Origin of the sequence: Mariniflexile litorale (assembly GCF_031128465.2) — a bacterium.
Classification (GTDB): domain Bacteria; phylum Bacteroidota; class Bacteroidia; order Flavobacteriales; family Flavobacteriaceae; genus Mariniflexile; species Mariniflexile litorale.
Genome location: NZ_CP155618.1, coordinates 2,281,650 through 2,293,837, shown reverse-complemented (window position 1 = coordinate 2,293,837; position 12,188 = coordinate 2,281,650). Strand labels below are relative to the sequence as shown.

Here is a 12,188-nt window from a genome sequence, read left to right as displayed (position 1 = left end):
ATTATAGTGCTTTGTATTGAATTGAATATTGCGTGTTAGGTTTTATTTTAATTTCATATTTATTAGAACCCAATGATTTTATGTCTACTAAATTGATTTCAGGTTTGCTTATACTATGAATGATTAAAGTACCCTCGCCTTCTGAAGCTTTTACTTTAATTTCATCAGTACTGCAATAAACATCTACCGAGCCATTTGGAGTTGGCACTTTGCCTTCTATCCATTTTAAACCACCTAAATTGGGTTTTACAACATATTCAGAATATCCTGGAGCAGTAGGTTCTACCCCTAAATAATATTTACCAAATAAGTAAATTGGACTTGCGCCCCAAGCGTGACACAAACTTTTCCCATAAGGGCGACCATACATTTCTAAATGTTCACCACCACTTTGCTTTGGATCGTATTTTTCCCAGAAAGACGTTGCGCCGAGTTCTAACATGCCTCCCCAATAATCACGAATTTCATCTAAAACAAATTTTTGTTCTCCCATAGCACAAAGTGCTTCCAATTCATAAAAACGCATATATGGTGTGGTAATTTGTAAAATATCATCATTAAGTAATACCTTGTTCTTTACACTTTCTTTTTGTTCTTCATTAAAATAATTAAAAAAGATGCCGAACATATTGGCATATTTGGTAACAATATCTTGCATTTCACCATCTATTCGCTGGTGCTTCATGACATCTTCTTCTTCATCCCAAAACACATCAAACAATTTTTCTTTTAAATCATCTGCTAATTCTTGATATTGTTTTTGATCTTCATTTTCACCAGCAATTTCTGCACTAACAGCCATGGCTTCTAAACTTCTTGCTAATAACATTTGCTCAAAACTAACTTCTCCTTTTTTTGGTAAGCCATCCGCCCAATCTATAAAAACCCAATCACCATCTAATGGTTCTAAGAATCCATTTTCATTTCTTCTGCCTAAACAAAATTCCATGAGTGATTTCATTCGTGGATAAAACGTTTTAATAAAAGCTGTATCGCCTGTATATAAATAATAATCGTATATGCCTACAAACCAATAAAACGAGTAATCCATAATAATATTCACATGCGCTGTAACGGGATCTTTCCCTCGTAGGGCGAGCAATGTTCGTTCCACAGATGACGAATCAAAGAATAAATAATAATTCATTAAATAGCTTTGATAGGCATCACCAGACCAAACCCAGCGATCACGTTTTATACCGTCAATAAAGAACTCTCGTGTTGTTAAGTGCATGGTATAAGCCGATACATCCCAAATTTTATTCAATACTTCATCTGAAGATTTAAATGCACCACGATACTCTAATGGCAAATATTCATATAGCATCGATATGGAATCATATTCCACTGTTGCGTCAGCTTGTACTTGAACATAGCGGAATGCTTTGGATTTATCATGTGTATAAGTTTCTGGCTGATTGCCATCGAAATGGAGATAGTCCAATGTTTCACATTTGGCTGAATCTAGCGCTTCTTCACGAGATTCTCCATAATATAGTGACAATTTGCCTTTTCCTTTTAAACCGTGAATTTTAATGTAACCAAATGTTTCTTTACCAAAATCTACTAACTCGCCAGTGCCTACTTTTTCTGTTTTTTTAGCATTCCAAGGTTCGGTAGTAAGACGAAATTCGGAAGGTTTATTCTCAGGTGAATTAAAATTCCAAGAACCAACAGGTACCCAAGGCGTTCCAGATTGTTGTGCTTTTCCTGTCTCATCAATCCAAAGTTTATCTTCATTGGTTACAATCCAGGTTTCATTAGATTTCACATACTTGCCATCAACATAAATAGCAGGCAATACCTCTTGATTATAAACTTTAAAGGAAATTTTGTGCTTTCCAGATGGAATTGTAATTGATTCGGGTACGCCATAGATTTGAACATCATCTACAAGTAATTGAAACGTACCTTCTGAGTAAATTTTTACTTCATCTTCTTCTGGAATATCAACCTCTGTTTGAAAGGTAATCAAAGGATAAGGACTATAATATTGCCAAAGCGGAGGAAAAACCGCTTCGCGTTCTGTACGTCTTACTTGCATTTTATTACTCAACCAAATTTCGAAATCGCCTGGATACCAAATCCAAGTTGAAGCATGTGAGGTGTTCGGTAAAAAAGGTTTACCCATTTGTTTAATTTTTTATGATAATATAAAATCCGTGTTAAATATTGTCTCCGTATCTTTCTTCTGTTATTTGTTGCAATGTTTTGCCGCGAGTTTTAGGCGTCCAAATAGTTCCTATTATTAACGCGATCATGAGCAATCCTACCATAATGTAGGCCGCAGTGTTAAATCCTTCTCCGTTTTCTCCGTAAATATGAACAAATCCCAATCCCCATATGGCCGCTACAGCTCTTACTACAAAGAACATAACCCCTTGCGCTCCTGCTCGATATTTAGCTGGAAAGAGTTCCGAAGCCCAAAGCGCATAAAATGCTTGTACACTGATACCTGCGTGAATACCCCAAAGAATAGTAAAAGTCCATAAGGCAGTATGATTTTTTATTCCAATAAAAATGAGAATACACCATGCCGCTATACCAATCGATGTGCCAACAAAATACAACAGACGCTGATTTACTTTATCGACTATCATCGCAAAGCCGAAATAAGTTACCGCAATAATCACGATCCATTGTACTGCCGATACCATATTCGCTTCTCCGTTAGAAAGACCACCTGCATTTTCATAAATATGTTGTTGAAAGAAACCCATCACGGAAGCAACCATGTTCCAAGAAACGTAAATACCAGCTAGAAAAATCATGGTGCGAATATTTACCTTGTTTTTGAAAAGCAATCCGAACGAAGCAAAAACACTCGGTTGTTTCTCATTCCCTTGAGCTAGCTGAGCATCTTCCCAGTCTTTTGATTCGTTGAGTTTTCGTTGCAAAAGCCATGCTACAAACGCTACAATAAACAAGGAGCCGAAAATAATACGGCTGCTGAATACATTGACTGATTCAATACTTACATCGTTTCCTAAAAAGAATGTCGCAATTTTTTCTACATAGCCGAATAAAGCACCTGCTGCAGCATCCGCTTTACCAGGAGCAAGCAACATTCCTAATAATAAAATGATCGTCGGACCAACTCCCCAGGCAAACTGAGAAATACCCATATTGCGTCCGCGATTACCCACTTCAGAATTTTCGGAAATATAAGTCCACGAAGCAGGCACACCCGCTCCTACCGAGATACCTGTGATCAGAAAACCAGTCAATAGCATTGAGAAATTGACCGAGAACATAATTACTGCAATCCCCAACATATACACAAGCATATTATAGGTGTAAATTGTTTTTCGTCCGTATTTGTCAGCAAGAAAACCGCCAACAATCGCACCAATAGCTGCACCAAAAGCATTAGCACTGATGGCGTTAAGCCAGCCAAGATGCCCTTCGTTAAGTCCGAGGTAATTTTGCCAAAGAGACAATCCGCTTGCACCGGCCACAATCGCGCCAGCATCAAGATAATTAGTAAGCGATACAGCGATTGTACTTTTTAAACTTCCTTCTTTTTGTTCCATTTTTATTTTATTTATATTTTTTAATGCATTTTGACTACCCTTCAATTTCCTTTGCTTAAGTCAAAACTATCTTTTTTTCTTAATTTCACCAATACATAATGACTGTCTTTTTTTCTGAAATGAAGAAAGAATGCTTCCCGCTCAGTATACCTTACTTGCATTTTATTACTCAACCAAACTTCAAAATCTCCAGTACCAAATTTAGGGAGCTTCGTTTTTTTCAATTTGTACTAATACGTTAAAAGAAGAAAACAGAAGTATGGCTATAAGTAATTTAGACATTAATAATTTGTTATACATAATAAAAGTTCATGATTTTCAGTAAAAATGACTATTCTCTCTTTCATTTCCATCCTGTACCTACCTGTTAAAAACAAATAAAAGAAGAAAATAAAAAACAAAAGAAAGCTAAATTATATTTTTGCTTTATAATTTTGGAAATCTATTTGGAATAAAATTCTTTGTTAGCAGACTCCCAACACCGCTCAACCATTTGTTTATATAACAATGCTTGCTGCCAGCGATCGCCTTCTTCTAGTTCACCAGCAGTTGTAGTTGGAACTGTTCTAGCATAAAAAATCTCTGCTTTTAAAAGTTCAACAGTGAAACAAATATAATCTCCTGGTTTTGCTGATTTTAAAAACCCTAAAAAAGAGCGTTTCCACATTTCTTTAAAATGCTCCACATAACTTAGGTTTTTATCATCAGTTATATCTACCTGAATACAACCTGGATTCCCGATACGGCCATGTATAAATCGAACACGATCAAATATCGGCTGAATGAAATCCCATTTGTTTTCTATACCGCCATACACCATTTCTTGCCCTGTGTACCAATGTGAAAAATCGGCATTGAAACGTACTTCGGAGAATCGTTTTGTTAACTCCACCGTTCTAAACAAATCTTGGGTAACGGTAGCTCGATGTGTCTCAATGTAAATAGGAATATCAAACATTTCTGAACATTCTTTGATATAATTAACCAAAACATCCATTTCAACATCCGATTCCATGCCCCAACCTAAATGCACCGTTGCACAATTATAATTTAAGGATTTCCATAAAGGCAGTAAATCTTTTAAATCGCCAACGTCATTAACTCTTGCATGGGCTGTTAATTGTAAATTGAATTCTTTACAAAGTTCGGGATCACCGTCTTGAACACCTTCAAAACCAGCTTTTGCAATTGCTTCATGCTTTTCTCTATCGCTCCCTTTTGGTCCTGTAGAAAACAAAGGTAAATCTTCACAGGTTCCGTAGTTTAAATCAATACGTAAAGATGGTAAGTTATTACTACCATCGTTTGTGTTTTTTATCATAATGAATTATTATTTTTTATTCTGATTACAAAAACTCTTAGATATTATCAATGTCCATTAAAAAATAAATACAATGCAATCATTGTTAAAATCAATGTTCCCCAAAGTAACTTTACTTTTGGTGAGAGTTTCGCTTTGGTGTAATTTAGCGTGCTTTGATACGAATTACTTTTCTTATCTAAATACGAAATAATCACTATCATAATAGATAAAAACACGAAAATGTAAAAAGATAAAATTAAAAAATGCGGCCAGATTTTAACTCCCGCACTTGGGTCGTTAGGAAATACCCACAGATACAAAATACCAACCGTTAAACTAAGAATTGTACCAAAAATTAAAATACTATTAGCCGCTTTCGTAGTCGTTTTTTTCCATAAAACACCAAATAAAAATACAACCGACATGGGTGGCGCTATAAAACCTAATACTGATTGAAATACATCAAATAAATTAAGTCCTTTAATACTATCTATTGCCATAGTAATAAATATGGAAATGATGGCTCCTGATACCGTAACCAAATGCCCTACTTTAACAATCTTCTTTTGACTCGCATCTGGTTGGAATTTTTTTACAAAAATATCCATCGTAAAAACGGTGCTTAATGCGTTTAAAGCAGAATCAATAGTACTTACTAATGCTGCAATAAGAACCGCCATAACCAACCCTTTCATACCAGTTGGAAATAACTCGGTTACCATAGTCATATAAGCTTCATCTGGATTACTTAAATTAGGGAAGAGTATAAAGCACATAATTCCAGGCAGTATAAACAACGGCACATCAATAATTTTAAGCCAACCTGTAAAGTTAGCCCCTAACTGACCTTGTTTAATGCTTTTAGCTCCTAATACCGATTGTACCATAGATTGATCGGTACACCAAAACCAAACACCCATAATAGGATAACCCAACAGTATCGCTACCCAGGGATAATTAGCATCATCACTAGGTAAAAATAAATTCCAATAATTAGAAGGTGTTTTTTCAATTAAAGCACTAACACCTCCAACTTTATCTAAACCGACCCACATTAATGAAAATGATACAATTATTAATAATACCATTTGTATTACATTAGTGAAAGCTATGGTTTTAAGTCCGCCAGCCATGGTAAAGAAACCTGCGATTAGCAATAATATAACTACCGATAACCACATGGGTAAATTAAGTATCTGCTGAATTAAAATACCACCCGCAAACAATGTTAATGATAGCCAACTTAATAAAACAGTTACAATTGTGTACCAAGCCAATATGTTTTGCGTTGAATTACCAAAACGCTTACCCATAAACTCTGGTAAGGTTTGTACTCTAGCACCCAGATATCTTGGTGCAAAAACAACTGCCAATAAAAAAATGAATATAAACGCATACCAAGAAAAATTACCAGCTACAATACCTGTAGTATATCCAATACTTGCCGATGCTATTAACATAGAAGGCCCTACATTGGTGCCCCACATGTTAAAACCTATACTCGTCCAGTTTAATGAATTCCCTGCAAGAAAGTAGTTTTCGTCCGCTGGTCTTTTTTGTCTGAATCCAATCCATGCTCCAATACCGATTAATGCTAAAAGGTACATGCCTACTACAGCAAAATCAAGAAAATCTAATTGGTCGTATATATTCATTTTTTAAATATAATATCTTTTTAACTAATTAATAATTTTGGTTAGTTGGTTTATTTAAAATGTAAAAACGCAGTATATAACTGCGTTACTTTTACATTTTATACAAATGCATTAACATTTTCTCCTGCTTTTACAAATGGTTCCGCCCAGTAAAGTGGTTCACCTGTACTTTTTAAGATAGGTTCAGAGGAATATTGAATTAACAATACGCGTCTTGATTTGTTTGTTTTATTAGAACCACTTCGGTGAAAGCAAGTGCTTGAAAATAACGCAACATCTCCTGCATTTAATACTGCTGGAACTCCAGGATTATCTCCAAAGTATCCAATTTTATCGTTAGTACCTTCTTGCAAAACGTGGTCTATTCTATGATCGGTTCCTGCTTCTTTGTAAGGTAATAAATATACGGTACCGTTTTCTTCAGTTACATCATCTAAAGGACACCAAATTGATAAATATGGTTTGTGCTCAAAATCTAGGTACCCAGAATCTTGATGCCATGAGAACGTCATTCCTTTATCGGCTGCTTTTACCACATACTGCTCTAAAAACAAAAACACATCGTCTCCTAAAATTTTACGTGTAATTTGCTCCATTTCTTTACCAAAAATAAGGTCTTGCATGGTTTTACTATCTTTATAACGTAGCGCTATGAAATACCTTTTTCCTTTATGATTAATCTCATCCACCTCGACTCCTTTTCGGTCCATTTCATCATCTTTCTCCTTTATGAATCTTTGGCATTCACCTCTTAATCGTTCAATAAGTTCTTGTGGTATCACATTTTTCACAATGCAAAAACCATCTTCTTGAAATTGATTTAATTGCTCATTAGTTATAACTGCACTCATCTGTTCTATTTTTTAAATTGTTATATTTTGTTTTTAATTTTCTTTTATATAAAATCTAATTGCTTCCAAATTCCTGAAAAATTTGTATCTATTTTAATAGGTATAGCCTTTTTTAAATCCATATCATCGGTACAGTTTACCGCTTCAGGATATACTGGAATTATAGCATTTTGTTTTACCCAAACAGGCATATCTTCCATAGGGAATTCAACATTCTTAAGCCATTTTTCACCCGCGAATTTTTTACCAGTAAAAAAATCAACCCAATTACCCGCAGGTAAATAGACATCTCTTTTATTTTCTGAATTCATTATGGGCGCCACTAAAAAATCATCTCCAAAATAATACTGATCATCAATATGCCAACACATATTATCTTCTGGATGATGCATTAATAAAGCTCTTAAAACGGGAAATCCTGTTGATGTTGTTTTTTCGCTTTCTTGTAAAATATAAGGCAATAATGCATAACGTAGTTTCCACCATTTCCTAACAGTAGTAGCAATATTTGGGTAGTAATAAGGTTCCCTCTTAGAAGTACCATGGTAACGAATATGCGAAGTAAACACCCCAAATTGGGTCCAACGTACATATAAATCGTCTGGAATAACCGAATTCATAAAATTAGGAACACCATGAAACCCTGGCACATCATGACTCCAAAAACCAAAACCCGACAAGCCTAAATGTAAACCACCTTTTAAAGAACCTGCCATACCATCCCAAGATGCTGCGGCATCACCACCCCAATGAATTGGATAACGCTGACAACCACTCCATCCTGCTCTTGCCCAAACAATACCTTCTCCTGTAACTTCTTTGGTTACTTCAAAAGCTGCTTTTTGGTATAACAAAGCATATAAATTATTAAGTGACTCTGGAGTCATCTTGTGATAATTAGCATCTAAATGAATTTCCTCTCCGAAATCTGTTTTTATACAAGCAACTCCCATATCTAAAAGTTCTCGTAATAAATCTTTATACCATTCTACCGCTTTTGGATATGTAAAATCGATAGTTCCCGCATAATCTAAACTACTAAAATTCGAACCTCCTTGTATAAGCTCGCCATTTAAAGCTCCTATATAATTATTTGCTTTAGCTTCTTCGTATTGCTCTGCTTTTTCTGAAATATACGGCATTTGCCATAAGCTTACTCGATATCCATTTTTCTTTAAGTTGGAAACAAATCGTGTAGGATCTGGAAATCGTTCAGAATTAAATTTCCATTCACAAAGCCAATCGGTTTTAAACCAACCCGTATCTAAATGAATCACATCACAGGGATAATCTTCCACTCTTAATCTATCACAAATCTCATTAACTTCTTCTTCAGAAAAATAAGTCATTCTACTCATCCATACACCATAAGTCCAAAGTGGTGGTATCGTTGGAAATCCTGTTATTTTTTTATATTGATAAATAATTTTATCTGGTGAATCTTCTCCTATTAAAAACATGTCTAAAACAGGCTCTTCAACTAGTAATTGTACCGACCTTGTTGAAAAATCAGCCAGTGAAAATTTACAATATGTAGAGGTGTGCAAAAACATCCCATACATTTCGCTAGACAGATAAAACGGAATATTTTTATAAGTTCTCTTATTATTTACACCTTGTCCGTCTTGATTTTTTAACTGAAACGTGTTTCCAGACAAATCCATTTTACTAAAACGCTCACCAGTACCTACAAATTTTTCATCTGGTTTAGCATGAAATGAGATTGATGCTTTACTTGGTTCCCCGTGAGTTTCTACAAACGACAAACACATAGCGTCCATTCTACCTGGAAAAAACTGGTCGTAAGCACTAACTGTTATAGCCTTTTTTCCATCTGGATAAAACGTGGCTTTCATAGACTCTTCTGGTTCTGGCAGTAAGTCGCTCCAATGGTCTATTTCTGGTGTTGATAAATCGAAAACAGCACGTAAAGTTCCGTTTACATCTTTAACTTTCCATTCATTTGAGAATTTTTCAATATTCAAAGTCATTTCTTTAATATCATCCGCCATCTCTAACATGGGCGATGATTCTAAAATTTCTTTATCAAAACCAACACTAACTCTTAATATTTTTTCACCAAAGGCTCGTAAAAAGACGTTATAATTTTTTCTTGAAATAGATATATCTGATGTAATTTCATTTGACAATAATTGACATTGAAATGGTACTGTTAATACCACACCTAGTCCATTTTTAGTAATATCAATCGGTTTACAAGCTTTCCAAAGTCTAGAAACTCCTTCTTCTAAAGATAAATCGGTATTAAAGTCTAGAAAGTCGAAAAATTGATGGTTGGTTTGTTTCATTTAGGCTAATTCAGTTTATTTAAAAATACCCAGGTTTCATTTCGTTTTGTTCCTTTAATGCCTGTTTGGTATTTTTTCATGAGTGTATTCCAATCGTTTACACGCGGATTATCTTGGGTTGTTTTCGGGTTTAGTTCATCTAAACTTTTGCCTTTAGGAATACTTATAATCAACATTAACTGGCGTCCATTTTTAAACACTTGTAATTGTTGAAAATCGGCATTACAAAAACCCTGAGCTACCTCAGGCCATTCCTCAAACTGCGTTTTATGATAATCTAAATATTCTTGTTGAAGCTTTGTGTCTTCAACCAAATTTGCGGTTAATACAATATGGTTCCATTCTGTAGCCAATTCTGAATTGTCACATCTTTCAAATTTGCTAAAATTATAAACGGGTGTATTATATGTTTTTATTTCTGCTTTTGGATATACTAAAGCCAATTCACTTTTTAAATGCTCTATATGGTTTAGTTGTGCGTATAAAACTATATGATTTTTCCATTGGTATAATTGTGCATCTATAACACCATTTTTTTTGGCTATTGATTTAATTTTAGACTCATCAAAACCTTTACCAACCAACTCTATTGCTGCAAAATGTGGAATTTCTTGTAACTCCCATTCGGTATCTACAACAACTTCTTTTTGCAAATGTTTATATGGCTGTCTGATGCCTGCTTTTTGTTTTATTGTTTCACCTACAAAAGCATTATTGTTTTGCCAAACATTGTCGGGTCCGTTGGCATTTTGAAGAAACTTTTCTGCAGGAACCCAGTTGTTTTTTACATTGAAGTATGAAGAACCTTCATCGGTATACAAATAAAACCAATGGTATGGATCGTGAGGATACGGACTTTGATAAATATCATAAATGTAATTTTCTTCAATACGACTTTCAGGTTGTGCTGACAGTGTGTAAATACCAGCCGTATCATATAGACGCTTTCCGTAATGATGAATTTTATTAGCCACGACCTTGTTTCCTTTCATAGCATTTTGCGTTTTAGTCCACCCCCAACCCAAGCCGATACCCGTGTACGACACATCGGAAATCTCGTTATGTGCAATGGTAATATTTTTAACAAAACCCGCACTTATACCAACACATCCCCAATCTTCGTTAGAAACATTGGTTATTAAATTATCTACAATAGTTTCGTTGGAACATACTTCACGTTCATCTTTGGGGTTATATGGTAAATGGGTTTCAAATGCTTCATCTGAAAACACTCCTAAGTTAATAGCACTTCCACCAATATCCTTAAATAAATTCCCTTGCACCAAGTTGTTATTGGTACCTTTATGTAAATCTAAACCTGTTGATGATAAATACTGAAATGAGCATTCTTGAAACTGAATATTATTAGCATAATTAATCTCTACCGCTGCTCTTGGTCTTCCAATCCAAGCTTGGTTCTCTAAACCAGCTTTATCAGGTGTTCCAGGTGTTTTTAGTTTATATGCATCCAACATATACATACCTGCTTGCAGAGGCACATGTCCTTGTTGCGATGGTCTCGTCCAGTTACTGTATTCAAAAGAAACACCTTTAATATACACATGATGCACAGGCATATCAATAGTTCCTTTCATTTCTAGCAAATTTTCCAAAACTGGAATCATCACTTTAGCCGACTCCAAATCTTCTCCTATTCTTGGATAATAATAAATTTTAGAATTTTCTTTATCTAAAAACCATTCTCCGGGTTCATCTAGTAAAGACATCGCATTATTCAAAAAGAAAGGTGAATTCCCTGTTTTTTTAGAAATCCAAGGAGCAGGCCACGGGTGCTCACTTTGTACACGACTTTCAGGTTGTTCAAAATACACTTTTGCACTGTCGCCCTTTACTTCTACATCTTTGATTCTTAAATTAGCTATCGCCCACCATTGCTGAATTAACATTTCCATGCCAGGTTGAAATTCAACCGACTTATCTTTAAAAGGAATCCAACAGGTTTGGGAGATTTTATCCCATGATAAAATTCTATCCATTTTATCACCTGAAGTACTTTTTGCTCTTACTGCTTTTTTTCCGTTGACCCATAATTGTCTAAAACTAATAATACTCCCTGCTTTTCTTGGAGCGTCAGAAACCCAGACATTCCCTACTTTTAAACCATTAACAGCATGAGCTTTTTTCCATTTCTTAACTTGCAAGCCCCCATTTAAAACTGGTTTTGTGTTATTTTGAGCTTCAATTATGGTCGGACTTTCAGCAGTTCCAGAATCTTCTGGTCTTATAAAAACAGGTTCATCCAAATAAAAAACACCTTCCATTAAAATAATACGAATACCATCTTTCACCAAAGGATCGTTTAAACGACGCATATCTCTAGCTTTTCTTAAAGCCATGTTTAAGGTTGCTAAAGGTTTTTCTTTAGTCCCAGAATTATAATCACTGCCTTTAGCACTTACCCATATTTCAATTGCATGAGAGGAAAAAGAAATAATTATAAATATTAAAAGTATTGTTAGCTTGTAGTTGTTATGAGTGTTTGTCTTCATTTATTATTTTTAATGCTATAATTCTTA

The 12,188-nt window shown here is 34.8% G+C and carries 8 protein-coding genes; all 8 read right to left on the bottom strand.

The window, feature by feature from the left end:
- Nucleotide 1: 1 nt before the first annotated feature.
- Complete coding sequence (locus QLS71_RS09440) at nt 2-2,131, bottom strand: alpha-L-rhamnosidase C-terminal domain-containing protein (RefSeq protein WP_308991008.1); 2,130 nt, start codon at nt 2,129-2,131, stop codon at nt 2-4.
- Nucleotides 2,132-2,165: 34 nt separating this feature from the next.
- Nucleotides 2,166-3,533 carry an MFS transporter gene (locus tag QLS71_RS09435; protein ID WP_308991009.1) on the bottom strand — a complete coding sequence of 456 codons (1,368 nt, stop codon included), beginning with the start codon at nt 3,531-3,533 and terminating at the stop codon, nt 2,166-2,168.
- 41 nt (nt 3,534-3,574) lie between these two features.
- A complete protein-coding gene (locus QLS71_RS09430; RefSeq protein ID WP_308991010.1) occupies nt 3,575-3,757 on the bottom strand; it encodes a hypothetical protein in 183 nt (60 codons plus the stop codon).
- Between the two features lie 218 nt (nt 3,758-3,975).
- A complete protein-coding gene (locus tag QLS71_RS09425; protein ID WP_308991011.1) occupies nt 3,976-4,854 on the bottom strand; it encodes a hypothetical protein in 879 nt (292 codons plus the stop codon).
- 47 nt (nt 4,855-4,901) lie between these two features.
- Entirely contained in the window at nt 4,902-6,491 is a 1,590-nt protein-coding gene (locus QLS71_RS09420; RefSeq protein ID WP_308991012.1) for a sodium:solute symporter, read from the bottom strand.
- A gap of 98 nt (nt 6,492-6,589) precedes the next feature.
- Nucleotides 6,590-7,342 (bottom strand): phytanoyl-CoA dioxygenase family protein, encoded by a 753-nt coding sequence (locus QLS71_RS09415; protein ID WP_308991013.1) that lies wholly within the window; start codon nt 7,340-7,342, stop codon nt 6,590-6,592.
- 44 nt (nt 7,343-7,386) lie between these two features.
- Nucleotides 7,387-9,651: a TIM-barrel domain-containing protein gene (locus tag QLS71_RS09410; protein ID WP_308991014.1), complete on the bottom strand. Its 2,265-nt coding sequence runs from the start codon at nt 9,649-9,651 to the stop codon at nt 7,387-7,389.
- A 5-nt stretch (nt 9,652-9,656) separates the two neighbouring features.
- Nucleotides 9,657-12,161 carry a right-handed parallel beta-helix repeat-containing protein gene (locus QLS71_RS09405; protein ID WP_308991015.1) on the bottom strand — a complete coding sequence of 835 codons (2,505 nt, stop codon included), beginning with the start codon at nt 12,159-12,161 and terminating at the stop codon, nt 9,657-9,659.
- Nucleotides 12,162-12,188 lie beyond the last annotated feature (27 nt).

What these genes read in the sequence shown, in the direction of transcription:
- QLS71_RS09440 (WP_308991008.1), bottom strand. Translation starts at nt 2,131, where the DNA reads ATGGGTAAACCTTTTTTACCGAACACCTCACATGCTTCAACTTGGATT.
- QLS71_RS09435 (WP_308991009.1), bottom strand. Translation starts at nt 3,533, where the DNA reads ATGGAACAAAAAGAAGGAAGTTTAAAAAGTACAATCGCTGTATCGCTT.
- QLS71_RS09425 (WP_308991011.1), bottom strand. Translation starts at nt 4,854, where the DNA reads ATGATAAAAAACACAAACGATGGTAGTAATAACTTACCATCTTTACGT.
- QLS71_RS09420 (WP_308991012.1), bottom strand. Translation starts at nt 6,491, where the DNA reads ATGAATATATACGACCAATTAGATTTTCTTGATTTTGCTGTAGTAGGC.
- QLS71_RS09415 (WP_308991013.1), bottom strand. Translation starts at nt 7,342, where the DNA reads ATGAGTGCAGTTATAACTAATGAGCAATTAAATCAATTTCAAGAAGAT.
- QLS71_RS09410 (WP_308991014.1), bottom strand. Translation starts at nt 9,651, where the DNA reads ATGAAACAAACCAACCATCAATTTTTCGACTTTCTAGACTTTAATACC.
- QLS71_RS09405 (WP_308991015.1), bottom strand. Translation starts at nt 12,161, where the DNA reads ATGAAGACAAACACTCATAACAACTACAAGCTAACAATACTTTTAATA.